Here is a 25395-nt window from a genome sequence, read left to right on the forward strand (position 1 = left end):
ATGGCTGATCTTAAAGCACTTGCAGAGCAAATCGTCGGTCTGACCCTGCTCGAAGCACAAGAACTGAAAACCATCCTCAAGGACGAGTACGGCATCGAGCCCGCAGCTGGCGGCGCTGTCATGATGGCTGGCCCGGCCGGCGGCGGCGAAGCTGCTGCTGAAGAGGAAAAGACCGAGTTCGACGTGATCCTCAAGTCGGCTGGCGACAAGAAGATCAACGTGATCAAGGAAGTCCGCGGCATCACTGGTCTCGGCCTGAAAGAAGCCAAAGAGCTGGTGGAAGCCGGCGGCAAGGCTGTCAAAGAAGGCGTTTCCAAGGACGAAGCCGAGGAAATCAAGAAGAAGCTCGAAGAAGCAGGCGCGGAAATCGAGCTCAAGTAATCACGCATGGTGCGCTCGCACTGCATGTGATTGTGACTTCAGGCTGGGTCCGGGGTTTCCCGGGCCCAGCCGAACCCGTCTCAGAGAGGCCCCTTGCCGGCGTGCGGGGGAGGGGCTTTTCTCAGACGAGTTCACCGATCGGGAGGCCCTTGGTGGGACAGGGGCCAGGAATGGATCAGAACCGTCGTCTCGGATGGACGTGCCGCTGGTGCCCGACAGCGCGCGCGACCGGTGAGAAGCTGAAAAGGTGACAAACCTCATGGCGCAAAGTTTCCTTGGCCAGAAACGTCTTCGCAAATACTTCGGTAAAATCCGTGAAGTTCTGGAGATGCCGAACCTAATCGAGGTTCAGAAGAGCTCCTACGAACTGTTCCTGAAATCCGGTGACCAGCCCCAGCCGACCGACGGCGAGGGGATCAAAGGCGTGTTCCAGTCGGTTTTCCCGATCAAGGATTTCAACGAGACCGCGGTGCTCGAGTTCGTCAGCTACGAGCTCGAGAAGCCGAAATACGACGTCGAGGAGTGCATGCAGCGCGACATGACCTACAGCGCCCCGCTGAAGGTCACCCTGCGCCTGATCGTGTTCGATATCGACGAAGACACCGGCGCCAAGTCGGTGAAGGATATCAAGGAACAGGACGTGTTCATGGGCGACATGCCGCTCATGACCCCGAACGGCACGTTCATCGTGAACGGCACCGAGCGCGTGATCGTGTCTCAGATGCACCGTTCGCCGGGCGTGTTCTTCGACCATGACAAGGGCAAGACGCACAGCTCGGGCAAGCTGCTCTTCGCCTGCCGCATCATCCCCTACCGCGGCTCGTGGCTCGACTTCGAATTCGACGCCAAGGACATCGTGTTCGCCCGCATCGACCGCCGCCGCAAGCTGCCGGTCACGACCCTGCTCTACGCCCTCGGGCTGGATCAGGAAGCGATCATGGACGCTTACTACAAGACCGTCACCTACAACCTGCGCCGTGGCGAAGGCTGGGTGACCAAGTTCTTCCCCGAGCGTGTGCGCGGCACCCGTCCGACCTATGACCTCGTGGATGCCGACAGCGGCGAGATCATCGCCGAGGCCACCAAGAAGGTGACCCCGCGCGCGGTGAAGAAGCTGATCGACGAAGGCAACGTGCAGAACCTGCTGCTTCCGTTCGACCAGATCGTCGGCAAGTACGTGTCCAAGGACATCATCAACGAGGAAACCGGCGCGATCTACGTCGAGGCCGGCGACGAGCTGACCTGGACCGTCGACAAGGATGGCGACGTGACCGGCGGCACCCTCAAGGAGCTGGTCGACGCGGGCATCACCGAGATCCCGGTCCTCGACATCGACAACGTCACCGTGGGTCCGTACATGCGGAACACCATGGCGCAGGACAAGAACATGGACCGCAACAGCGCGCTCATGGACATCTACCGCGTCATGCGTCCGGGCGAGCCGCCCACCGTCGAAGCTGCCTCGGCGCTGTTCGACACCCTGTTCTTCGACAGCGAGCGCTACGACCTCTCGGCCGTGGGCCGGGTGAAGATGAACATGCGTCTCGCGCTCGAGAAGCCCGACACCCAGCGCACGCTGGATCGTGACGACATCGTCAAGTGCATCAAGGCGCTGGTCGAACTGCGTGACGGCAAGGGCGAAGTCGACGACATCGACCACCTCGGCAACCGTCGCGTCCGTTCCGTCGGCGAGCTGATGGAGAACCAGTACCGCGTCGGTCTGCTGCGCATGGAGCGCGCTATCAAGGAGCGCATGTCGTCGGTCGAGATCGACACCGTCATGCCGCAGGACCTGATCAACGCGAAGCCCGCCGCGGCCGCAGTGCGCGAATTCTTCGGCTCGTCGCAGCTGTCGCAGTTCATGGACCAGACCAACCCGCTCTCCGAAGTGACGCACAAGCGTCGTCTTTCGGCGCTCGGGCCGGGCGGTCTGACCCGTGAGCGTGCCGGCTTCGAGGTGCGCGACGTGCACCCGACCCACTACGGCCGGATGTGCCCGATCGAGACGCCGGAAGGCCCGAACATCGGTCTGATCAACTCGCTGGCCACCTTCGCCCGCGTCAACAAGTATGGCTTCATCGAGACCCCGTACCGGGTGGTGAAGGACAAGCAGGTGACCGACGAGGTCCACTACATGTCCGCCACCGAGGAGATGCGCCACACGGTTGCACAGGCGAACGCCAACATCGACGAGGGGGGCCAGTTCATCAACGAGATGGTCAACACCCGTCAGTCCGGTGACTACACGCTCGCGCCGGCGGAAAGCGTCGACCTGATCGACGTGTCGCCCAAGCAGTTGGTCTCGGTCGGCGCCTCGCTGATCCCGTTCCTCGAGAACGACGACGCCAACCGCGCTCTGATGGGGGCGAACATGCAACGTCAGGCCGTGCCGACGCTGCGCTCGGAAGCGCCGCTCGTGGGCACCGGCATCGAGGGCAAGGTCGCCATCGACTCCGGCGCTGCCATCCAGGCACACCGCGCCGGTATCGTCGACCAGGTGGACGCGCAGCGGATCGTGATCCGCGCAACCGAGGATCTCGAGCTTGGCGATGCCGGGGTCGATATCTACCGGATGCGCAAGTTCCAGCGCTCGAACCAGAACACCTGCATCAACCAGCGTCCGCTGATCAAGGTGGGTGACAAGGTCGGCAAGGGCGAGGTCATCGCGGATGGTCCGTCGACGGATATGGGGGAACTGGCGCTCGGCAAGAACGTCATCGTCGCCTTCATGCCGTGGAACGGCTACAACTACGAGGACTCCATCCTGATCTCCGAGCGCATCGCGCGTGACGACGTCTTCACCTCGATCCACATCGAGGAATTCGAAGTCGCCGCCCGCGACACCAAGCTCGGGCCGGAAGAGATCACCCGCGACATCCCGAACGTCGGCGAGGAAGCCCTGCGCAACCTCGACGAGGCCGGCATCGTCTATATCGGCGCCGACGTGGAGCCGGGCGACATTCTCGTGGGCAAGATCACTCCGAAGGGCGAGAGCCCGATGACGCCGGAAGAAAAGCTTCTGCGCGCCATCTTCGGCGAAAAGGCCTCGGACGTGCGCGACACCTCGCTGCGGGTGAAGCCGGGCGACTACGGCACCGTCGTGGAAGTGCGGGTCTTCAACCGTCACGGCGTCGAAAAGGACGAACGTGCGCTGCAGATCGAGCGCGAGGAAGTCGAGCAGCTGGCCCGTGACCGGGACGACGAGCTCGCCATCCTCGACCGCAACATCTATGCCCGTCTCGGCGACCTGATCCTCGGCAAGACCGCGGTGAAGGGCCCGAAAGGCGTGAAGCCGAACTCGGAGATCACCTCCGAGCTGCTCGAGACGCTCAGCCGCGGCCAGTGGTGGCAGCTGGCGCTCGCCGAAGAGCAGGACGCGCAGATCGTCGAGGCCCTGCACGAGCAGTACGAGGCGCAGAAGCGCGCCCTCGATGCCCGCTTCGAGGACAAGGTCGAGAAGGTCCGTCGTGGCGACGACCTGCCGCCGGGCGTGATGAAGATGGTCAAGGTGTTCGTGGCGGTGAAGCGCAAGCTGCAGCCGGGCGACAAGATGGCCGGCCGTCACGGCAACAAGGGTGTGATTTCCCGCGTTGTTCCGATGGAGGACATGCCGTTCCTCGAGGATGGCACCCCGGTCGACTTCTGCCTCAACCCGCTGGGCGTGCCGTCGCGCATGAACGTCGGTCAGATCCTTGAAACCCACATGGGCTGGGCCTCGCGCGGCCTGGGCATCAAGATCGACGACGCTCTGCAGGACTACCGCCGCTCGGGTGACCTCACGCCGGTCCGCGAAGCCATGCGCATCGCCTATGGCGACGAGGTCTACGACGAGGGCATCGCCGACATGGAAGAGGATCTGCTGGTGGAAGCCGCAGGCAACGTCACCCGTGGCGTGCCGATCGCGACCCCGGTCTTCGACGGCGCCAAGGAAGCGGATGTCAACGACGCGCTGTCGCGTGCCGGCTTCGACACTTCGGGCCAGTCGCGCCTGTTCGACGGTCGCACCGGCGAAGAGTTTGCGCGGAAGGTCACGGTGGGTGTGAAGTACCTGCTGAAGCTGCACCACCTTGTCGACGACAAGATCCACGCACGTTCGACCGGGCCGTACTCGCTCGTCACGCAGCAGCCGCTGGGTGGTAAGGCGCAGTTCGGTGGCCAGCGCTTCGGTGAGATGGAAGTCTGGGCTCTGGAAGCCTATGGCGCCGCCTACACCCTGCAGGAAATGCTGACCGTGAAGTCGGATGACGTGGCGGGCCGGACCAAGGTCTACGAAAGCATCGTCAAGGGCGAGGACAACTACGAGGCGGGCGTTCCCGAGAGCTTCAACGTGCTCGTGAAGGAAGTCCGCGGCCTCGGCCTGAACATGGAACTCCTGGACGCGGAAGGGGAGGAGTGACGAAGAATTTTCCTCCGAAAATTCTTCCGCCCAAGATTTTTCGTCCGAAAAATCTTGGGCCCTCTCCCGACGCAGCCATGACACAAAGGTTTTGACATGAACCAGGAACTGACGAACAACCCGTTCAACCCGCTGACCCCGCCCAAGGTCTTCGACGAGATCAAGGTGTCGCTCGCTTCGCCCGAGCGGATCCTCTCGTGGTCCTACGGCGAGATCAAGAAGCCCGAGACGATCAACTACCGCACGTTCAAGCCCGAGCGTGACGGCCTCTTCTGCGCGCGCATCTTCGGCCCGATCAAGGACTACGAGTGCCTGTGCGGCAAGTACAAGCGCATGAAGTATCGCGGCGTCGTCTGCGAAAAGTGCGGCGTCGAGGTTACCCTCCAGAAGGTGCGCCGCGAGCGCATGGGCCACATCGAGCTGGCCGCGCCCTGCGCCCATATCTGGTTCCTGAAGTCGCTGCCGTCGCGCATCGGCCTCATGCTGGACATGACCCTGCGTGACCTCGAGCGCGTGCTCTACTTCGAGAACTACGTGGTGATCGAGCCCGGTCTCACCGACCTGACCTACGGCCAGATGCTCACCGAGGACGAGTTCCTCGATGCGCAGGACGCCTATGGCATGGACGCCTTCACCGCCAATATCGGCGCCGAGGCGATCCGCGAGATGCTGGCCCAGATCGACCTCGAAGCCGAGGCCGAGCAGCTGCGCGCGGACCTCAAGGAAGCCACCGGCGAGCTCAAGCCGAAGAAGATCATCAAGCGCCTCAAGGTGGTTGAGAGCTTCCTCGAGTCGGGCAACCGCCCCGAGTGGATGATCCTCACCGTGATCCCGGTCATTCCGCCGGAACTGCGCCCGCTGGTGCCGCTGGACGGTGGCCGCTTCGCGACCTCCGACCTCAACGACCTGTACCGCCGCGTGATCAACCGGAACAACCGCCTCAAGCGGCTGATCGAACTGCGCGCGCCGGACATCATCGTCCGCAACGAAAAGCGGATGCTGCAGGAAGCCGTCGACGCCCTGTTCGACAACGGTCGCCGTGGCCGCGTCATCACCGGCGCCAACAAGCGCCCGCTGAAGTCGCTCTCCGACATGCTCAAGGGCAAGCAGGGTCGCTTCCGTCAGAACCTTCTCGGCAAGCGCGTCGACTTCTCGGGCCGTTCGGTCATCGTGACCGGTCCGGAGCTCAAGCTGCACCAGTGTGGCCTGCCCAAGAAGATGGCGCTCGAGCTGTTCAAGCCGTTCATCTACTCGCGGCTCGAAGCCAAGGGCCTGTCGAGCACCGTGAAGCAGGCGAAGAAGCTGGTCGAGAAAGAGCGTCCCGAGGTCTGGGATATCCTCGACGAGGTCATCCGCGAGCACCCGGTTCTGCTGAACCGCGCGCCCACGCTGCACCGTCTTGGTATCCAGGCGTTCGAACCCCAGCTCATCGAGGGCAAGGCGATCCAGCTTCACCCGCTCGTGTGTTCGGCCTTCAACGCCGACTTCGACGGGGACCAGATGGCCGTTCACGTGCCGCTGTCGCTGGAAGCGCAGCTCGAGGCGCGCGTCCTGATGATGTCCACGAACAACGTGCTGTCGCCCGCAAACGGCAGCCCGATCATCGTGCCGTCGCAGGACATGATCCTCGGCCTCTACTACCTCACCATCATGCGTGAAGGCATGAAGGGCGAGGGCATGGTGTTCTCGAACATCGAAGAGGTCGAGCACGCGCTCACCGCCGGCGAAGTGCACCTGCACGCCAAGATCACCTGCCGCGTCAAGCAGATCGACGAGACCGGCCAGGAGATCGTCAAGCGCTACGAGACCACCCCCGGTCGCGTGCGCCTCGGCGCGCTGCTGCCGATGAACGCCAAGGCGCCGTTCGACCTCGTCAACAGCCTGTTGCGGAAGAAGGACGTCCAGCGCGTCATCGACACCGTCTACCGCTATTGCGGTCAGAAGGAGTCGGTCATCTTCTGTGACCAGATCATGTCGATGGGCTTCAAGGAGGCCTTCAAGGCGGGCATCTCGTTCGGCAAGGACGACATGGTCATCCCCGACACGAAGTGGGATCTGGTCGAGGAAACCCGCGATCAGGTGAAGGACTTCGAACAGCAGTACATGGACGGCCTGATCACCCAGGGCGAGAAGTACAACAAGGTCGTGGACGCCTGGTCGAAGTGTAACGACAAGGTCACCGACGCCATGATGAACACCATCTCGGCCGCCAAGCGCGCCGAGGATGGCTCCGAGATGGAACCCAACTCGGTCTACATGATGGCCCACTCCGGTGCCCGTGGCTCGGTCACGCAGATGAAGCAGCTGGGCGGGATGCGCGGCCTGATGGCGAAGCCGAACGGCGACATCATCGAGACCCCGATCATCTCGAACTTCAAGGAAGGCCTGACCGTTCTCGAGTACTTCAACTCGACCCACGGTGCCCGTAAGGGTCTGTCGGACACCGCTCTGAAGACGGCGAACTCGGGTTACCTGACCCGTCGTCTGGTGGACGTGGCGCAGGACTGCATCGTGCGCATGCGCGACTGCGGCACCGACCGTGCGATCACCGCGGAAGCGGCGGTCAACGACGGTGAGGTCGTGTCGAGCATCGGTGAGCGTATCCTGGGTCGCGTCGCGGCCGAGGACATCATGCGCCCCGGCACCGAAGAGGTTCTGGTTCGCGACGGTCAGCTCATCGACGAGCGCATGGCGGATGCCATCGAGGATGCGGCGGTGCAGACCGCGCGGATCCGCTCGCCGCTGACCTGTGAGGCCGAAGAGGGCGTCTGCGCCATGTGCTACGGCCGTGACCTTGCGCGCGGCACGATGGTGAACACCGGCGAGGCCGTCGGCATCATCGCGGCACAGTCGATCGGTGAACCGGGCACGCAGCTGACGATGCGGACCTTCCACATCGGCGGCGTTGCCCAGGGTGGTCAGCAGTCCTTCCTCGAGGCGAGCCAGGAAGGCATCATCGCCTTCGAGAACGCCTCTACGCTGGAGAACACCTCCGGCGAGACGCTGGTGATGGGCCGCAACATGAAGCTCATCATCCAGGGCGAGGATGGGGCCGAGCGCGCCAGCCACAAGCTGGGCTACGGCACCAAGCTCTTCGTCAAGGAAGGCGAGACCATTGAACGTGGCGCCAAGCTCTTCGAGTGGGACCCGTACACCCTGCCGATCATCGCGGAAGCCGATGGTGTGGCCCGTCACGTCGACCTCGTGAACGGCCTTGCCGTGCGCGACGAGACCGACGATGCCACCGGCATGACCCAGAAGATCGTGATCGACTGGCGTGCGGCACCGAAGGGCAACGAGCTCAAGCCCGAGATCATCCTGATGGATGGCGACGGCGAGCCCGTCCGCAACGCGGCCGGCAACCCGATCACCTACCCGATGTCGGTGGACGCGATCCTGTCCTGCGAAGACGGTCAGGAGATCAAGGCCGGTGACGTCGTGGCGCGTATCCCGCGCGAAGGTGCGAAGACGAAGGACATCACCGGTGGTCTGCCGCGTGTGGCCGAACTCTTCGAGGCACGCCGTCCGAAGGACCACGCGATCATCGCCGAGATCGACGGCTACGTGCGCTTTGGCAAGGACTACAAGAACAAGCGCCGTATCGCGATCGAGCCCGTCGACGACACGCTCGACACCAAGGAATACATGATCCCGAAAGGGAAGCACATTCCTGTGGTCGAGGGCGACTATGTCCAGAAGGGCGACTACATCATGGACGGCAACCCGGCGCCGCACGACATCCTCGCCATCATGGGGATCGAGGCGCTGGCCAACTACATGATCGACGAGGTGCAGGACGTGTATCGACTGCAGGGCGTGAAGATCAACGACAAGCACGTCGAGGTCATCGTCCGGCAGATGCTGCAGAAGTGGGAGATCACCGACAGCGGCGACACGACCCTTCTCAAGGGCGAGCACGTGGACAAGGCCGAGTTCGACGCGGCCAACGCCAAGATCGAGAAGAAGGGCGGCCGTCCGGCACAGGGCGAACCGATCCTTCTCGGCATCACCAAGGCGTCGCTGCAGACGCGCTCCTTCATCTCGGCGGCCTCCTTCCAGGAGACCACCCGGGTCCTCACCGAAGCCTCGGTGCAGGGCAAGAAGGACAAGCTCGTGGGCCTCAAGGAGAACGTCATCGTGGGCCGCCTGATCCCGGCGGGCACCGGTGGCGCGACCCAGCGGGTGCGCAAGATCGCGACCGACCGCGACGGCAAGGTGATCGAGGTCAAGAAGGCCGAGGCGGAAGCCGCCGCGGCCCTCGCGGCCCCGGATGCCGAGTTCTCGGGCAACGACGTGATCGGTGGCGACGAGTTCGACAACCTGGTCGTAGATACGCCGGAGAGCCGCGAGTAAACCTCGCCTCTCGCTGACAATGAAAAGCCCCCGCCCCGCGCGGGGGCTTTTTCGTATTTGCCGGCCCCATTCTGCGGCCCAGGAAAATCATACGTGGGCGAACGGAATGTTCTTGGCGGATCGCTGCGACGGGTCTACCGATCAAGGCATGGCACAGCTTTCAGACAACACCCGCGGCGCGCTCTTGATGATGGCCTCGATGGCGGCCTTCACGCTGGGCGACACCTGCGTGAAGGCGATCGGCGAGGCGATCTCGCTGTCGCAGCTGCTGGTGATCCGCGGCTTCTTTGCAAGCCTTTTCATCGCGCTTCTTGCGTGGCGCCTGAACGCGCTACGCTTCGACCTGCCGCGCCGCGATTGGGCGCTGGTGCTGACCCGCGCGGTGGCCGAGGTGTGCTCGACCTATTTCTTCCTCACCGCTCTGCGCCAGATGCCGCTGGCCAACGTGACGGCGCTTCTCCAGATGTTGCCGCTGACCCTGACGCTGGGCTCTGCGGTGTTCTTCGGCGAGAGGGTGGGCTGGCGACGCTGGCTCGCCATCGCGGCGGGCTTTGCAGGCATGCTGCTGATCGTGCGACCGGGCACAGAGGGCTTCAACCTCTACTCGATTTTCGCACTGGTCGCGGTGGCCTTCGTGACGCTGCGGGATCTGGTCACCCGCCGGATGTCACCTGCGGTGCCGTCGCTGACCGTCACGCTGGTCTCCTCGGTGGCGGTGTTCCTCTTCGCGCTGACCATGTCGCTGGGGCAGGCGTGGGAACCGATCACGCCCCGGCTGGGACTGCTGTTGGCCGGCACCACCCTCTTCATCATTGCCGGCTACAGCCTGTCGGTGATCGTGATGCGGGTGGGCGAGATGAGCTTCGTCGCACCGTTCCGATATACCGGGCTGCTGATCGCGCTGGCGGTCGGGCTGCTGGTGTTCGGAGACTGGCCGGTGCCGCTCACCCTGATCGGCGCGGCGATCATCGTCGCGACCGGCAGCTTCAACCTCTGGCGCGAGGGCCAGCTGCGGCGCCGCGCCATGGCTCAGGCAAAGATCCGGCGCACCTGATCGGCATCGATGGCAAAGCGCTCTCGGAACAGCGCCTCTCCGTCGCCGTCGAGCCGGGGCAGGGCGACCGGCTTCACGTGCTTCTTCTGCCGCGAGTCGTTGTGCTCATTGTGGCCGCGCACATACATCGGCCGGTCGGTGAAGGTTACCGTGGGCATGAAGCGCATGATCTTGTTGTGCCCGAAATTCATCGTGCTCCGTTTCACGCCCGGGGCCACCGCCATCGCCTCGGCCACGCCCCAGTAGGGGGTGACCGTTTCCTCGGCGCAGATCCCCTCCGCATCGGGTCGGGCGACGTAGCCACGGTTCCAGTCGAAGCCCACGAGCCGATGCTTGGCGCGCAACGACGCAACGTCACGCGCCGCCTCGCGCAGGGTGGCCACGAAGTCCACCGCCACCGCGTCGTCGTCGTCATGGCGGAACTGCAGGCAGGGCTCGGCCATGTCCCGGGCGGCGTTTATGACCTCCTGGCAGACCGCCCGGTGGGGGCCCGGAGGGCGGGCCACGATGCACGCCTGCGGGAGCCCCTCAAGCAGCGCCTCGAGCCTCTCGCGCGCGGCTGGGGGCAGCGAGGTGCCCACCAGCACGAGGAAGGTGAAGTCGGGATCGCTCTGGGCTTTCAGCCCCGGCAGGCAGATCGCCTCGAAGTGGCGGAAGCGCTCCTCGAGGCGGGCCGGGGCGAAGAGATAGGCCTCGCGGGTGGCGGTATCGTCGTGTTCGACCTGGAAACCACCCTCGGCCGGATAGGAAAACCGGCACAGCCCGATCACTTGCATCGCCCACGCTCCTCTGAAACAAGCCCCTGACCTGCATCGCATTGCCGCTTTGCCCTGACAAGGTTCGGCTTATGTTGACAAGGCTCGCGACTCCCCCTATACGCGCCTCAATTCGCCGGAGGCATCAGTGCGTCCGGTGCGTTCTACAGTACTGAAGCGGTCACGATCCGGGCCTCGGCCCCGATCCTCTGGACACCCACCGCGTCGTTCCCTTACGGGAGCGCATGCGGTGCTTTGCGTCGTCTCTGACTGTCGGGTCAGGGGAGATGCGTCGCCGGTGACCTGCGGACGCGCAGGGCGCCTTGAATGATGAACCGCACGGGACGCCCCGTGCAGCACATATGTGAGAAACACGGGGAAGATACCCAAATGCCCACGATCCAGCAGCTGATCCGCAAGCCGCGGCAGCCCAAAGTCAAACGTTCCAAGTCGATGCACCTGCAGGAATGCCCGCAGAAGCGTGGCGTCTGCACCCGCGTCTACACCACCACCCCCAAGAAGCCGAACTCCGCTATGCGGAAAGTGGCCAAGGTGCGCCTGACCAACGGCTTCGAGGTGATCAGCTACATTCCGGGCGAAAGCCACAACCTGCAAGAGCACTCGGTTGTGCTCATCCGTGGCGGCCGTGTGAAAGACCTTCCCGGTGTGCGTTACCACATCCTGCGCGGTGTGCTGGATACCCAGGGTGTCAAGGACCGGAAGCAGCGTCGCTCGAAGTACGGCGCGAAGCGTCCCAAGTAAGAGGATACGGAAATGTCTCGTCGTCACGCTGCAGAGAAGCGCGAAGTCCTGCCCGACGCCAAGTATGGCGATATCGTGCTGACCAAGTTCATGAACAACCTGATGGTCGATGGTAAGAAGTCGGTCGCAGAAAAGATCGTCTACAACGCGCTCGACCGCGTCGAAGGCAAGGTGAAGCGCGCGCCCGTGGAAGTGTTCCACGAAGCGCTCGACAACATCAAACCGTCGGTCGAGGTCCGCTCGCGCCGCGTCGGTGGTGCCACCTACCAGGTGCCCGTCGAAGTGCGCCCCGAGCGTCGCGAAGCGCTGGCCATCCGCTGGCTCATCACCGCGTCGCGTTCGCGCAACGAGAACACCATGGAAGAGCGCCTCGCCGGTGAGCTTCTGGACGCTGTGCAATCTCGCGGTTCCGCCGTGAAGAAGCGCGAAGACACTCACAAGATGGCCGACGCGAACAAGGCGTTCAGCCACTACCGCTGGTAAATCCAGGAAAGGCAGTCCATCATGGCACGCGATTATCCGCTGGAGCGTTACCGTAACTTCGGGATCATGGCCCACATCGATGCGGGCAAGACCACGACGACGGAGCGCATTCTCTACTACACCGGCCGTTCCCACAAGATCGGCGAAGTCCACGACGGCGCAGCCACGATGGACTGGATGGAGCAGGAGCAGGAACGCGGGATCACCATCACTTCCGCCGCCACCACCACGTTCTGGCAGTGGCAGGAAGATCCGACCGCCGAAGGCACGTCGGACACCAAGTTCCGCTACAACATCATCGACACCCCCGGTCACGTCGACTTCACCATCGAGGTGGAGCGTTCGCTGGCGGTTCTCGACGGTGCCATCTGCCTTCTGGACGGCAACGCCGGCGTCGAGCCGCAGACCGAGACCGTCTGGCGTCAGGCCGACCGCTACAAGGTCCCGCGTATCGTGTTCGTCAACAAGATGGACAAGATCGGTGCCGACTTCTTCAACTGCGTGAAGATGATCAAGGACCGCACCGGCGCGACCCCCGTTCCGGTCAACTTCCCGATCGGTGCAGAAGACAAGCTCGAGGGCATCGTCGACCTGATCACGATGGAAGAGTGGGTCTGGCAGGGTGAAGACCTGGGCGCCTCCTGGGTGCGCCAGCCGATCCGTGACGACCTCAAGGACCTGGCCGACGAGTGGCGCTCGCACATGATCGAGAACGCCGTCGAGCAGGACGACGACGCGATGGAAGCGTATCTCGAAGGCGAAGAGCCGTCGATCGAGCAGCTGCGCGACCTGATCCGCAAGGGCACGCTCAACCTGTCCTTCGTGCCGGTTCTGGGTGGCTCCGCGTTCAAGAACAAGGGTGTTCAGCCCCTGCTCAACGGCGTGGTCGACTTCCTGCCGGGTCCGCTCGACGTGCCGCCCTACATGGGCTTCTCGCCGGACGACGAGACCGAGACGCGCAACATCGAACGTCGCCCCGGCGACGAAGAGCCGTTTGCCGGCCTCGCGTTCAAGATCATGAACGACCCGTTCGTGGGCTCGCTGACCTTCACCCGTATCTACTCGGGCCTTCTCGAGAAGGGCAGCAGCATCATCAACTCGACCAAGGGCAAGAAAGAGCGCATCGGTCGTATGATGATGATGCACTCCAACAGCCGGGAAGAGATCGACTGGGCAGGTTCGGGCGACATCATCGCCATCGCGGGCCTGAAGGAAACCACCACCGGTGACACCCTGTGCGATGCGAACAAGCAGGTCGTCCTGGAAACCATGACCTTCCCCGACCCGGTCATCGAGATCGCCGTCGAGCCGAAGACCAAGGCTGACCAGGAGAAGATGTCCGCAGGCCTGCAGCGTCTGGCGGCCGAGGACCCGTCCTTCCGCGTCGAGACCGACCTCGAGTCCGGTCAGACAATCATGAAGGGCATGGGCGAACTTCACCTCGACATCCTCGTCGACCGCCTCAAGCGGGAGTTCAAGGTCGAGGCGAACATCGGTGCCCCGCAGGTGGCTTATCGCGAGACCATCGGTCACGAGATCGAGCACACCTACACCCACAAGAAGCAGTCGGGTGGTTCGGGTCAGTTCGCCGAGGTGAAGCTGGTCATCAGCCCCACAGAGCCGGGCGAAGGCTACTCGTTCGAGAGCAAGATCGTCGGTGGTTCGGTTCCGAAGGAATACATCCCGGGCGTCGAGAAGGGCATCAAGTCGGTCATGGACTCCGGTCCGCTGGCAGGCTTCCCGGTGATCGACTTCAAGGTCGCACTGATCGACGGTAAGTTCCACGACGTGGACTCCTCGGTTCTGGCCTTCGAAATCGCGTCGCGGATGGCCATGCGCGAAGGTCTGCGCAAGGCCGGTGCGAAGCTGCTCGAGCCGATGATGAAGGTCGAGGTCGTGACCCCGGAAGAGTACACCGGTTCGATCATTGGTGACCTCACCTCCCGTCGCGGTCAGGTGTCCGGTCAGGAGCCGCGCGGCAACGCCGTGGCGATCCAGGCCTTCGTGCCGCTGGCCAACATGTTCGGCTACATCAACACCCTGCGCTCCATGTCCTCGGGCCGCGCGCAGTTCACGATGCAGTTCGACCACTACGATCCGGTTCCGCAGAACATCTCTGACGAGATCCAGTCCAAGTACGCATAAGCCGGGTGGCGGGGCCGGTCCCCGCCCTACCCACCACCGTAGGGTGGGCTAAATGCCCACCACCTGACAGAAAAAGGAGCCTTTCGCATGGCAAAGGAAAAGTTTGAGCGCGGCAAACCGCACTGCAACATCGGCACGATCGGTCACGTTGACCACGGCAAGACGACGCTGACGGCGGCGATCACGAAGTACTTCGGTGACTTCCGCGCCTACGATCAGATCGACGGCGCGCCGGAAGAGAAAGCCCGCGGCATCACGATCTCGACCGCGCACGTGGAGTACGAGACCGAGAACCGTCACTACGCGCACGTCGACTGCCCCGGCCACGCCGACTACGTGAAGAACATGATCACCGGTGCTGCCCAGATGGACGGCGCGATCCTGGTTGTGAACGCAGCTGACGGCCCGATGCCGCAGACCCGCGAGCACATCCTTCTGGGCCGCCAGGTGGGCATCCCCGCCATGGTCGTGTTCCTGAACAAGGTCGACCAGGTGGACGACGAGGAGCTCCTCGAGCTCGTCGAGATGGAAGTCCGCGAGCTGCTCTCCGAGTACGACTTCCCGGGCGACGACATTCCGATCATCGCGGGCTCCGCTCTCGCGGCGATGGAAGGCCGTGATCCGGAAATCGGCGAGAACAAGATCAAGGAACTGATGGCTGCCGTGGACGAGTACATCCCGCAGCCCGAGCGCGCTGTCGACCAGCCGTTCCTGATGCCGATCGAAGACGTGTTCTCGATCTCGGGCCGCGGCACCGTTGTGACCGGCCGTGTCGAGCGTGGCGTCGTGAACGTCGGCGACGAACTGGAAATCGTCGGCATCCGCGACACCAAGAAGACCACCTGCACCGGTGTCGAGATGTTCCGCAAGCTGCTCGATCGCGGTGAAGCCGGCGACAACATCGGCGCCCTTCTGCGCGGCATCGACCGTGAAGGCGTCGAGCGTGGCCAGGTTCTCTGCAAGCCGGGTTCGGTCAAGCCGCACACCAAGTTCGAAGCCGAGGTCTACATCCTGACCAAGGAAGAAGGTGGCCGTCACACGCCGTTCTTCGCGAACTACCGTCCGCAGTTCTACTTCCGGACCACCGACGTGACCGGCACCGTGACCCTCCCCGAGGGCACCGAGATGGTCATGCCCGGCGACAACCTGAAGTTCGCGGTTGAGCTGATCGCCCCGATCGCCATGGAAGACGGCCTCCGCTTCGCCATCCGCGAAGGCGGCCGTACCGTCGGCTCCGGCGTCGTCTCCAAGATCATCGAGTGATCTTGACAGCAGGCGCGTCCGGCCTTATCCGGCGCGCCAGCTTGGAATTCTGATGGGTGCTTCGGCACCCATCATGTCTTAGGGCAGGGGCCTCGGCCGCGCCCGAACGGGTTCGAAGAGGGGGCGGGATGGTCCTGTCTCCTCCTCTCAACTCTCACGCCTATGTAAAGGCAGACCGAACATGCAAAGCCAGAACATTCGCATCCGGCTCAAGGCGTTCGATTACCGCGTCCTCGATGCTTCGACGCAGGAAATCGTGAACACCGCCAAGCGGACGGGCGCGCAGGTGCGCGGGCCGATCCCGCTGCCGAACAAGATCGAAAAATTCACCGTTCTGCGTGGCCCCCACGTGAACAAGAAATCCCGCGACCAGTTCGAGATCCGCACCCACAAGCGGCTGCTCGACATCGTCGATCCGACCCCGCAGACGGTGGACGCGCTCATGAAGCTCGACCTCGCCGCCGGCGTGGATGTCGAGATCAAGGTGTAAGGAGAGCAACTCATGATGCGCTCTGGAGTGATCGCAAAGAAAGTCGGCATGACCCGGCTTTTCCTGGAAGACGGCAAGCAGGTTCCTGTGACCGTTCTCCAACTCGACGGTTGTCAGGTCGTCGCCCAGCGGACCAGCGACAAGGACGGCTACACCGCCGTTCAGCTCGGCGCGGGCTCGGTCAAGGCAAAGAACGTCTCCAAGCCGATGCGTGGCCATTTCGCCATCGCCAAGGTGGAGCCGAAGCGGAAGATCGCGGAATTCCGCGTCGATGCCGAGAACCTGATCGGCGTCGGTGAGGAAATCACCGCTGACCATTACTTCGAAGGCCAGTTCGTGGACGTGTCCGGCACGACCATCGGTAAGGGCTTCGCCGGTGCCATGAAGCGGCACAACTTCGGCGGCCTGCGCGCCACGCACGGTGTGTCGATTTCGCACCGTTCGCACGGTTCGACCGGTCAGTGTCAGGACCCGGGCAAGGTCTTCAAAGGCAAGAAGATGGCCGGCCACATGGGTGCCGTCCGTGTCACCACGCAGAACCTGCAGGTTGTGAAGACCGACGCATCGCGCGGCCTCATCATGATCAAGGGCGCGGTTCCGGGCTCCAAGGGTGGCTGGGTGACGATCAAGGACGCGGTCAAGAAGCCGTTCCCCGAGAACGCCATTCTGCCCGCCGCCCTGAAGTCCGCCGCTGAGGAAGCCGCGAAAGCCGCCGAGGAAGCCGCCGCACAGGCCGCAGCCGAGGAAGCCGCAGCAGCCGAAGCAGCAGCCGCAGAGCAGGCCGCAGCCGAAGCAGAGGCCCTGAAAGCCGCCGAGGCGGAGATCGAGGCCGAGAAGAAGGAAGGCGACGAATGAAACTCGACGTGATCAAACTCGACGGCGGTGCCGCGGGCGAAGTCGAGCTGACGGACGAGATCTTCGATCTCGAGCCGCGCGCCGACATCCTGCACCGCGTGGTCCGCTGGCAGCGCAACAAGGCGCAGGCTGGCACCCACAAGGTCAAGACCCGCTCGGAAGTGAGCTACTCGACCAAGAAGATCTATCGCCAGAAGGGCACCGGCGGCGCACGCCACGGCTCCCGCAAGGCGCCGATCTTCCGCAAGGGTGGTATCTACAAGGGTCCGACCCCGCGCAGCCACGCCCACGACCTTCCCAAGAAGGTCCGTCAGCTGGGCCTCAAGCTCGCACTGTCCGCCAAGGCGAAAGCCGGCAGCCTCGTGATCATCGAGAACGCCGACGCCGACGGCAAGACCAAGACCCTCGCAAGCCAGGTCAAGAACCTCGGCTGGAAGCGGGCTCTGGTCATCGACGGTGCCGAGGTCAACGAGAACTTCGCTCGCGCTGCGGCGAACATCGACGGCCTCGACGTGCTGCCCAGCGTGGGTGCCAACGTGTATGACATCCTCAAGCGTGACACCCTGGTGCTCACGAAGGCGGGTGTCGAAGCTCTGGAGGCTCGACTGAAATGAGTGCGAAGCCCGAACATTACGACGTGATCCGCAAGCCGATCATCACCGAGAAGTCGACCATGGCGTCCGAGAACGGCGCGGTTGTCTTCGAAGTGTCGATCGACGCAACCAAACCCCAGGTGAAAGAGGCCGTCGAGGCGCTCTTCGGTGTCAAGGTCAAGGCCGTGAACACCACCATCACCAAGGGCAAGGTGAAGCGCTTCCGTGGCCAGATCGGCCGCCGGAACGACGTGAAGAAGGCCTACGTGACCCTCGAAGAGGGCAACACGATCGACGTGTCGACCGGCCTCTGATCGTCTCACAGCGATTGCATGACATGGCAAAGGCCCCCGGGAAACCGGGGGCCTTTCTGCATGACAGGGGGGGCTGGAATGACCGGGTTTGCTCGGCACGGCGACACCGGGGGCAGGGGGCTCGAGAGAACCGGAGCGCTGGCTTGGACGGACCTCGCGACGGGCCTTGACCTCTCGCGGTGGATCTCCTAAACGACCCCATCCGCTCAGGCCCCGGATTCGTCCGGGGCTTCGCGTTTTGCCCACGCTGATCCGTTCCACGCATTCGCCGGGCATCTAACCAGGCACCTTCGGGGGCCTACACCATCGGCCACCTGCGGATCCATCCGGGATCGAGGGGGCTTTCACATAGGGTGGACCCGTTTCACCCGTTCTGCAAACGGAAGACAGAAGCATGGCACTCAAGTCGTACAAACCGACGACGCCGGGCCAGCGCGGGCTGGTGCTGATCGACCGTTCGGAGCTGTACAAAGGACGTCCCGTCAAGGCCCTCACCGAGGGTCTGACGAAATCGGGCGGCCGGAACAACACCGGACGGATCACTGCACGCCGCCGCGGCGGTGGCGCGAAGCGTCTCTACCGGATCGTCGATTTCAAGCGCAACAAGTTTGACGTGAACGGCATCGTCGTTCGCATCGAATACGACCCCAACCGTACCGCCTTTATCGCTCTCATCCAGTATGATGACGGTGAGCAGGCCTACATCCTGGCGCCGCAGCGTCTGGCCATCGGTGACAAGATCGTCGCCTCGGTCAAGGCTGACATCAAGCCGGGCAATGCGATGCCGTTCTCGGGCCTCCCGATCGGTACCATCGTGCACAACATCGAGCTGAAGCCGGGCAAGGGCGGTCAGATCGCACGCGCCGCGGGCACCTATGCCCAGTTCGTCGGCCGTGACGGTGGCTACGCCCAGATCCGTCTGTCCTCGGGCGAGCTGCGTCTGGTGCGTCAGGAATGCATGGCCACCGTCGGTGCCGTGTCGAACCCCGACAACAGCAACCAGAACCTCGGTAAAGCCGGTCGCGTACGCCACATGGGCAAGCGTCCGAGCGTCCGCGGCGTCGTGATGAACCCGATCGACCACCCGCACGGTGGTGGTGAAGGCCGGACCTCCGGTGGTCGTCACCCGGTGACGCCTTGGGGCAAGCCGACCAAGGGCAAGCGGACCCGCGACACCAACAAGGCGTCGCAGAAGCTCATCGTCCGCTCGCGTCACGCCAAGAAGAAGGGTCGCTAACATATGTCGCGCTCTGTATGGAAAGGCCCTTTCGTTGATGCCTACGTCCTGAAAAAGGCCGAGAAGGTACGCGAAGGCGGCAAGAACGAAGTCATCAAAATCTGGTCGCGCCGCTCGACGATCCTGCCCCAGTTCGTGGGCCTGACGTTTGGCGTCTACAACGGCCAGAAGCACGTTCCCGTGCTGGTTACCGAAGACATGATCGGTCAGAAATTCGGTGAATACTCGCCGACCCGCACCTACTACGGGCACGCGGCCGACAAGAAAGCCAAGAGGAAGTAAGCCATGGGCAAGGATAAGAATCCCCGCCGCGTGGCGGACAACGAGGCAATGGCCAAGCTGCGCATGCTGCGCACGTCGCCGCAGAAGCTGAACCTGGTGGCCGCGCTGATCCGTGGCAAGAAGGTGGAAAAGGCCCTCACGGACCTGACCTTCTCGAAGAAGCGGATCGCCGTGGACGTGAAGAAGTGCCTTCAGTCCGCTATCGCGAACGCCGAGAACAACCACGGTCTGGACGTCGACGAGCTTGTCGTCGCCGAGGCTTACGTGGGCAAGAACCTTGTGATGAAGCGCGGGCGCCCCCGTGCCCGTGGCCGCTTTGGCCGCATCAACAAGCCGTTCTCGGAACTCACCATCAAGGTGCGTCAGATCGAGGAGCAAGCCTAATGGGTAACAAGACCAATCCGATCGGCATGCGTCTTCAGGTCAACCGCACCTGGGACAGCCGTTGGTACGCTGACACCAAGGATTACGGCGACCTGCTTCTGGAAGACATCGCGATCCGCGAGTTCATCCACGAAGAGTGCAAGCAGGCCGGCGTCGCACGTGTGATCATCGAGCGTCCGCACAAGAAGTGCCGCGTGACCGTTCACACCGCACGTCCGGGCGTGATCATCGGCAAGAAAGGCGCGGACATCGAAGTCCTGCGCAAGAAGCTGGCGAGCATGACCGACAGCGAGCTGCACCTCAACATCGTCGAGGTGCGCAAGCCCGAGCTTGACGCCCGCCTCGTGGGTGAGAGCATCGCGCAGCAGCTCGAGCGTCGTGTGTCGTTCCGTCGTGCCATGAAGCGCGCGGTGCAGAACGCCATGCGCATGGGTGCCCTCGGCATCCGTGTGAACGTCGCTGGTCGTCTCGGCGGTGCCGAGATCGCCCGTACCGAGTGGTATCGCGAAGGCCGTGTGCCCCTGCACACCCTGCGCGCCGATATCGATTACGCCAACGTCGAAGCCACGACCCCCTATGGTATCATCGGGATCAAGGTCTGGATCTTCAAAGGCGAAATCATGGAGCACGACCCGGCTGCCCGCGATCGCAAGTCGCAGGAAATCCAGGACGGTCCGGCTCCGCGCGGCGCCATGGGCGGCCGTCGCTGAGGGAGTTTGACTGATGCTGCAACCGAAACGCACAAAATTCCGCAAGATGTTCAAAGGCCGGATCAAGGGTGAAGCCAAGGGCGGCTCTGATCTGAACTTTGGTCATTACGGTCTCAAGGCTCTTCAGCCCGAGCGCGTCACCGCGCGCCAGATCGAGGCAGCCCGTCGTGCCATGACGCGTCACATGAAGCGTCAGGGCCGTGTCTGGATCCGGATCTTCCCGGATACCCCGGTGACCTCGAAGCCCACCGAAGTCCGGATGGGTAAGGGTAAGGGCTCGGTCGATTACTGGGCCTGCAAGGTCAAGCCGGGCCGCGTGATGTTCGAGATCGACGGCGTTGCCGAAGATGTCGCACGCGAAGCTCTGCGCCTTGCCGCGATGAAGCTGCCGATCAAGACCCGCGTCGTCGTTCGCGAAGACTGGTAAGATCGGGCGCTTCCGCGCTTGAGAAAAGATCGAGACCCCCGCCGAGCGATCGGCGGGGGTCTTTTCGTTTGGGGTGCTCTCGGCGGGGCAGGGGGCTAATCCGGGAGCACGCGCGATACTTCCCGATCAAAGCGCGCCCAGCTCATGGTTGCCTTGTTGCCGGCATAGCCATGGTAATGCGATCGGCCGCTGGAAGTCGGCAGCCCGGCCCAGATCTGCGCGAGGTTGTTCATGAAGCGCGTGCGGCTGATCGTGCCCGCCTGTAGCTCACCCAGCCCCGCATCGAGCAGCAGCAGGTCGGCGAGGCGGTCCTGGACCTGCGGCGAGAACCGGGTGCTGCGCGGAAGATTTGCGCGCCCAACGAGCATGCGCAGCGTATCGGGGATGAATTGGTAGCGCCCGATTGCATGGGGCTGCCCGGGGGTGTCCGCGATCCACTGGAAGATGTCAGCCAGCGTCATGCGCGTCGGCGCCCTGGGCGGGCGGATGCGGGCCCCGTGCTGCACGGCGTCATAGCCCGCGGCACCGGCCTCGGCCAGGGCGATGACATTGCGCAGATGCGCCGCGATGCCGGTGACGGGGCCAAGAAGCCGGGGGGCGGCGCGAGGGGCGACGGGGGCGAAGAGCCCCCCTTCGCGGCGACCTGCAAACAGGCTCGCCGTCCCGAGGTTGGCAAGGGGGACGCCGCCAGGAGGAGGGCGCGGCGCGACCGGTGGGGGCACGCCCGCGGAGATATGCCGCCCGGTATCGGTCGCCGGAGGGGCGAATAGGGGCCGACCCTGTTGCAGGAGCGGTTGCCCGCCATCTTGAAGTGGCAGGAACGCCGCAGCTGAGCCCGGCAGCGGGGCGAGCAGCATCGACAGCGCCAGAAGCGTGCGCAGGAGGGTCATTCTGACCTCGTCCATATTCGACTGCCAAGCTGGTGGCAGAACGGGATGGCAGTGTGTGACCGCGCGCAGTGATGGCGCAGTCGTTCGTGAGCGGTGGCCAGGCCGGTCTGACGGCCCGGCCACAGAGAGAGCGCCTGAAGGAGGCAAGGCCGTGAGTGGCATCTGTGACCTGTCCGTCAGCATGGCAGCGAGCTCTTAACAAAAGCTTGCCTCTCGCCAGTTTCCGCGACTCGCGCTATGAGCGGGGCATGACCCAGATCCGTTCTCTCTTCGCGACCCGCCTCTACCGCGCCCCGCTCTCCGAGCAGGCGCCTGCCATCGATTTCGACGAGCTCGAGGCCTCGTGCTGGTCCATCGCCGAGGATGACGAGGCGGGGCAGGAATGGTGCGACGAGAACAACTACCCGGGCTACACCTCCTATGCCTCGCTGACCGACCTGCCGTGGCGCTTCCCGATCTTTGCCGCTCTGGTCGAGGCGCTCGACAAGCATGTGGCGGCCTTTGCCGAGGATCTCGAGTTCGATCTCGGCGACAAGAAGCTGGTGGTCGAGGACATCTGGATCAACATCCTGCCCGAGGGGGGCACGCATTCCTCGCACATCCACCCGCATTCGGTAATCTCCGGCACCACCTATGTGTCGATGCCCGACGGCACCTCGGCGCTGAAGCTCGAGGATCCGCGGCTGGGTTTCATGATGGCTGCGCCCGCCCGCCGCAAGGGTTGCCGCGAGGAGCTGAAGACCTTCGTCTACGAGGCCCCGGCGGTGGGCGACGTGCTGCTCTGGGAGTCGTGGCTGCGCCACGAGGTGCCGCCCAACACGGCGGAGGACGAGCGCATCTCGGTGAGCTTCAACTACAAGTGGGAGTGAGCACCGGTTCGGCGTAGCCGGCAAACGCTCCGGGGGAGCGTTTGAGGTGCGAACGGGCGGAGCCGAGCGGTTCGACCCGAAGCGGACGATTGCCGACGCAGGGCAGGGGGCAGATTTGCCCACGCCCAGCCCGCGCAGCCCTTTCTCCCTTGCCTTATGCGCGATCCCGGCCTATAGAGCGCGCTCATCCACCTCCACCGGGAATCAGGGTGACCCGCGTAACGACGGGGCTCTCCGGTGATGTTGCAACAAAGGAGCGACCGATATGGACGCCAAAGAGCTTAGCTCGAAGACCCCGGACCAGCTCCGGGACGAGCTCGTGGCCCTGAAGAAGGAGGCCTTCAACCTCCGCTTCCAGAAGGCCACCGGAGCCATCGAAAACACCGCACGCATCCGCCAGGTCCGTCGTGACGTGGCGCGTGTGAAGACCGTGCTGAACCAGAAAGCCGCGTCCGCGGCTTCGGCGGAATAAGGAGTTAACCCCATGCCCAAGCGTATCCTGCAAGGCACCGTGACCTCCACCGCCAACGCACAGACCGTCACGGTCCAGGTGGTCCGCCGCTTCAAGCACCCCGTGCTGCAGAAGACCATCAAGAAGTCGAAGAAGTACCGCGCTCACGACGAGGCGGGCAAGTTCGCAGTCGGCGACAGCGTCCGCATCATCGAATGCGCGCCTAAGTCGAAGACGAAGCGCTGGGAAGTGATCGCGGAGTAATCCGCCCACATCCCAGTTTGATCGAAACCCTGGGGGGTAGACCTAGAACAACCCCCAAAGGTCGGGAGAAACCACATGATCCAGATGCAGACCAATCTGGATGTCGCTGACAACTCCGGTGCCCGGAAAGTTCAGTGCATCAAGGTCCTCGGCGGCTCGCATCGCCGCTACGCATCGGTCGGCGACATCATCGTCGTCTCGGTGAAAGAGGCCATTCCGCGCGGCCGCGTGAAGAAGGGTGACGTCCGCAAGGCCGTCGTCGTGCGCACCGCCAAGGAAGTCCGCCGTGAAGACGGCACGTCCATCCGCTTCGACCGCAACGCGGCCGTCATCCTGAACAACTCGGGCGAGCCGGTCGGCACCCGTATCTTCGGGCCGGTCGTTCGCGAGCTGCGTGCGAAGAACTTCATGAAGATCATCTCGCTCGCTCCGGAGGTGCTCTGATGGCTGCCAAGCTGAAAAAAGGTGACAAGGTCGTCGTTCTTGCCGGTAAGGACAAGGGCAAGACCGGAACCATCGAATCCGTCGATCCGAAGGCCGGCAAGGCCGTCGTCGGCGGCGTGAACATGGCGATCCGTCACACCCGTCAGTCGCAGGACTCGCAGGGCGGCCGTCTGCCGCAGGCGAAGCCCCTCGACCTGTCGAACCTCGCCATCGTCGATGCCAACGGCAAACCGACCCGCGTTGGCTTCCGCATGGAAGGCGACAAGAAGGTCCGTTTCGCCAAGACCACGGGGGACGTGATCGATGCTTGATACCGCGACCTATACCCCGCGTCTCAAGACGCAGTTCCGCGACACGATCAAGGCCGCTCTGAAAGAAGAGTTCGGCTACACCAACGACATGCAGATCCCGCGTCTGGACAAGATCGTCCTGAACATCGGCTGCGGTGCCGAGGCCGTGCGCGACTCCAAGAAGGCGAAATCGGCTCAGGAAGACCTGACCAAGATCGCCGGCCAGCTGGCCGTCACCACGAAAGCCAAGAAGTCGATCGCCGGCTTCCGGGTTCGTGAAGACATGCCGCTTGGTGCCAAGGTGACCCTGCGTGGTGACCGGATGTACGATTTCCTTGACCGCCTGGTGAACATCGCGATGCCCCGCATCCGCGACTTCCGTGGCGTGAAGCCGTCGTTCGACGGCCGTGGCAACTTTGCCATGGGCATCAAGGAGCACATCGTGTTCCCCGAGATCGAGTTCGACAAGGTCGACGAGGTCTGGGGCATCGATGTCATCATCACCACCACCGCGGCAACCGACGCGGAAGCCAAGGCGCTGTTGAAGCATTTCAACATGCCCTTCAACGCCTGAGGAGCGAACACATGGCCAAGAAATCCATGATCGAACGCGAAAAGAAGCGCCAGGCGCTGGTGGAGAAGTATGCCGCCAAGCGCGCTGAGCTCAAAGAGATCGCGACCGACGAAAGCAAACCGATGGAAGAGCGCTTCAAGGCCCGCCTGAAGCTGGCGAAGCTGCCGCGCAATTCCTCGCCGACCCGTCTGCACAACCGCTGCCAGCTCACGGGCCGTCCCCACGCATACTACCGCAAGCTCAAGGTCAGCCGTATCGCTCTTCGCGATCTCGGTTCCAATGGCCTGGCTCCCGGTGTCGTGAAATCGAGCTGGTAAGGAGGGTATGAGATGAACGATCCTATCGGCGATATGCTCACCCGTATCCGCAACTCGCAGCTTCGCGGCAAGTCGGTCGTGTCGACCCCCGCGTCGAAGCTGCGCGCCTGGGTGCTCGACGTCCTTGCGGACGAAGGCTACATCCGCGGCTACGAGTCCGGGACCGACAAGAACGGCCACCCGACCCTCGAGATCAGCCTCAAGTACTTCGATGGCACCCCGGTCATCCGCGAACTGCAGCGGGTCTCCAAGCCCGGCCGTCGCGTGTACATGGGTGTGAAGGACATCCCCTCGGTCCGTCAGGGCCTGGGTGTGTCGATTGTCAGCACGCCGAAGGGCGTGATGTCGGACGCAAACGCCCGCGCTGCCAATGTCGGCGGCGAGGTGCTCTGCACGGTATTCTAAGGAGGGA

The 25395-nt window shown here is 63.6% G+C and carries 27 protein-coding genes; 25 read left to right on the top strand and 2 right to left on the bottom strand.

Going from position 1 to position 25395, the window contains the following annotated elements; genetic code table 11:
• The 4 genes from rplL to JF542_RS00600 all read left to right on the top strand — a co-directional run bounded on the left by rplL (position 1) and on the right by JF542_RS00600 (position 10184).
• Positions 1-381: a 50S ribosomal protein L7/L12 gene (rplL, locus tag JF542_RS00585; RefSeq protein ID WP_007792832.1), complete on the top strand. Its 381-nt coding sequence runs from the start codon at positions 1-3 to the stop codon at positions 379-381.
• 259 nt (positions 382-640) lie between these two features.
• Positions 641-4777 carry a DNA-directed RNA polymerase subunit beta gene (rpoB, locus tag JF542_RS00590; protein WP_007792829.1) on the top strand — a complete coding sequence of 1379 codons (4137 nt, stop codon included), beginning with the start codon at positions 641-643 and terminating at the stop codon, positions 4775-4777.
• A gap of 96 nt (positions 4778-4873) precedes the next feature.
• A complete protein-coding gene (gene rpoC / locus JF542_RS00595; RefSeq protein ID WP_207074360.1) occupies positions 4874-9130 on the top strand; it encodes a DNA-directed RNA polymerase subunit beta' in 4257 nt (1418 codons plus the stop codon).
• 148 nt (positions 9131-9278) lie between these two features.
• Positions 9279-10184 (top strand): DMT family transporter, encoded by a 906-nt coding sequence (locus JF542_RS00600; RefSeq protein ID WP_040545013.1) that lies wholly within the window; start codon positions 9279-9281, stop codon positions 10182-10184.
• Here JF542_RS00600 and JF542_RS00605 read toward each other — a convergent pair.
• Positions 10160-10960 carry a glycosyltransferase gene (locus JF542_RS00605; protein ID WP_207074362.1) on the bottom strand — a complete coding sequence of 267 codons (801 nt, stop codon included), beginning with the start codon at positions 10958-10960 and terminating at the stop codon, positions 10160-10162. The two genes, JF542_RS00600 and JF542_RS00605, sit on opposite strands and share 25 nt — an antisense overlap.
• Positions 10961-11329: 369 nt before the next feature.
• Between JF542_RS00605 and rpsL the strand changes: the two genes are divergently transcribed.
• The 13 genes from rpsL to rplP all read left to right on the top strand — a co-directional run bounded on the left by rpsL (position 11330) and on the right by rplP (position 20884).
• Positions 11330-11701, top strand: coding sequence for a 30S ribosomal protein S12 (rpsL, locus tag JF542_RS00610; RefSeq protein ID WP_007118826.1), 372 nt, complete (start codon positions 11330-11332; stop codon positions 11699-11701).
• A gap of 12 nt (positions 11702-11713) precedes the next feature.
• Positions 11714-12184: a 30S ribosomal protein S7 gene (rpsG, locus tag JF542_RS00615; protein WP_007792799.1), complete on the top strand. Its 471-nt coding sequence runs from the start codon at positions 11714-11716 to the stop codon at positions 12182-12184.
• Positions 12185-12205: 21 nt separating this feature from the next.
• Complete coding sequence (gene fusA / locus JF542_RS00620; protein ID WP_007792797.1) at positions 12206-14329, top strand: elongation factor G; 2124 nt, start codon at positions 12206-12208, stop codon at positions 14327-14329.
• A gap of 87 nt (positions 14330-14416) precedes the next feature.
• On the top strand, positions 14417-15592 hold the full coding sequence (tuf, locus tag JF542_RS00625; protein WP_007792858.1) for an elongation factor Tu: 1176 nt from the start codon (positions 14417-14419) through the stop codon (positions 15590-15592).
• A 181-nt stretch (positions 15593-15773) separates the two neighbouring features.
• Positions 15774-16082: a 30S ribosomal protein S10 gene (gene rpsJ, locus JF542_RS00630; RefSeq protein ID WP_007792792.1), complete on the top strand. Its 309-nt coding sequence runs from the start codon at positions 15774-15776 to the stop codon at positions 16080-16082.
• 12 nt (positions 16083-16094) lie between these two features.
• Positions 16095-16937 (top strand): 50S ribosomal protein L3, encoded by an 843-nt coding sequence (rplC, locus tag JF542_RS00635; protein ID WP_007792788.1) that lies wholly within the window; start codon positions 16095-16097, stop codon positions 16935-16937.
• Positions 16934-17551 (top strand): 50S ribosomal protein L4, encoded by a 618-nt coding sequence (rplD, locus tag JF542_RS00640; RefSeq protein WP_207074363.1) that lies wholly within the window; start codon positions 16934-16936, stop codon positions 17549-17551. The genes rplC and rplD overlap by 4 nt, the downstream gene beginning before the upstream one ends.
• Positions 17548-17844, top strand: a complete 297-nt coding sequence (locus tag JF542_RS00645) for a 50S ribosomal protein L23 (protein WP_008883497.1) — start codon at positions 17548-17550, stop codon at positions 17842-17844. Before rplD ends, JF542_RS00645 begins: the two co-directional genes overlap by 4 nt.
• 394 nt (positions 17845-18238) lie before the next feature.
• Positions 18239-19081, top strand: coding sequence for a 50S ribosomal protein L2 (rplB, locus tag JF542_RS00650; protein WP_207074364.1), 843 nt, complete (start codon positions 18239-18241; stop codon positions 19079-19081).
• 3 nt (positions 19082-19084) lie between these two features.
• A complete protein-coding gene (gene rpsS, locus JF542_RS00655) occupies positions 19085-19363 on the top strand; it encodes a 30S ribosomal protein S19 (protein ID WP_007792772.1) in 279 nt (92 codons plus the stop codon).
• 3 nt (positions 19364-19366) lie between these two features.
• Complete coding sequence (rplV, locus tag JF542_RS00660; protein WP_007792768.1) at positions 19367-19747, top strand: 50S ribosomal protein L22; 381 nt, start codon at positions 19367-19369, stop codon at positions 19745-19747.
• Positions 19747-20457, top strand: coding sequence for a 30S ribosomal protein S3 (rpsC, locus tag JF542_RS00665; RefSeq protein ID WP_007792767.1), 711 nt, complete (start codon positions 19747-19749; stop codon positions 20455-20457). Before rplV ends, rpsC begins: the two co-directional genes overlap by 1 nt.
• Before the next feature lie 13 nt (positions 20458-20470).
• Positions 20471-20884, top strand: coding sequence for a 50S ribosomal protein L16 (rplP, locus tag JF542_RS00670; RefSeq protein WP_007792765.1), 414 nt, complete (start codon positions 20471-20473; stop codon positions 20882-20884).
• Positions 20885-20979: 95 nt separating this feature from the next.
• Here rplP and JF542_RS00675 read toward each other — a convergent pair whose 3' ends face one another.
• Positions 20980-21774 carry a hypothetical protein gene (locus JF542_RS00675; RefSeq protein ID WP_207074365.1) on the bottom strand — a complete coding sequence of 265 codons (795 nt, stop codon included), beginning with the start codon at positions 21772-21774 and terminating at the stop codon, positions 20980-20982.
• Between the two features lie 248 nt (positions 21775-22022).
• On the opposite strand from JF542_RS00675, the gene JF542_RS00680 reads away from it, so the two are divergent.
• From JF542_RS00680 to rpsH, 8 genes are all read left to right on the top strand, one after another.
• Positions 22023-22643 carry a TIGR02466 family protein gene (locus tag JF542_RS00680; RefSeq protein ID WP_207074366.1) on the top strand — a complete coding sequence of 207 codons (621 nt, stop codon included), beginning with the start codon at positions 22023-22025 and terminating at the stop codon, positions 22641-22643.
• 265 nt (positions 22644-22908) lie between these two features.
• Positions 22909-23115, top strand: a complete 207-nt coding sequence (rpmC, locus tag JF542_RS00685) for a 50S ribosomal protein L29 (RefSeq protein ID WP_207074367.1) — start codon at positions 22909-22911, stop codon at positions 23113-23115.
• 12 nt (positions 23116-23127) lie between these two features.
• Positions 23128-23358: a 30S ribosomal protein S17 gene (rpsQ, locus tag JF542_RS00690; protein ID WP_007792742.1), complete on the top strand. Its 231-nt coding sequence runs from the start codon at positions 23128-23130 to the stop codon at positions 23356-23358.
• 75 nt (positions 23359-23433) lie between these two features.
• Positions 23434-23802 (top strand): 50S ribosomal protein L14, encoded by a 369-nt coding sequence (rplN, locus tag JF542_RS00695; RefSeq protein ID WP_005854833.1) that lies wholly within the window; start codon positions 23434-23436, stop codon positions 23800-23802.
• Complete coding sequence (rplX, locus tag JF542_RS00700) at positions 23802-24113, top strand: 50S ribosomal protein L24 (protein WP_207074368.1); 312 nt, start codon at positions 23802-23804, stop codon at positions 24111-24113. Before rplN ends, rplX begins: the two co-directional genes overlap by 1 nt.
• Positions 24106-24666, top strand: a complete 561-nt coding sequence (gene rplE / locus JF542_RS00705; RefSeq protein ID WP_007792725.1) for a 50S ribosomal protein L5 — start codon at positions 24106-24108, stop codon at positions 24664-24666. The genes rplX and rplE overlap by 8 nt, the downstream gene beginning before the upstream one ends.
• Before the next feature lie 11 nt (positions 24667-24677).
• The gene (gene rpsN / locus JF542_RS00710; RefSeq protein ID WP_007792722.1) at positions 24678-24983 is read left to right on the top strand and encodes a 30S ribosomal protein S14; all 306 of its coding nucleotides are present in this window, start codon (positions 24678-24680) and stop codon (positions 24981-24983) included.
• A 12-nt stretch (positions 24984-24995) separates the two neighbouring features.
• On the top strand, positions 24996-25388 hold the full coding sequence (gene rpsH, locus JF542_RS00715; RefSeq protein ID WP_007792718.1) for a 30S ribosomal protein S8: 393 nt from the start codon (positions 24996-24998) through the stop codon (positions 25386-25388).
• Positions 25389-25395 lie beyond the last annotated feature (7 nt).

This window comes from Salipiger bermudensis (assembly GCF_017309175.1).
Taxonomy (GTDB): domain Bacteria; phylum Pseudomonadota; class Alphaproteobacteria; order Rhodobacterales; family Rhodobacteraceae; genus Salipiger; species Salipiger bermudensis.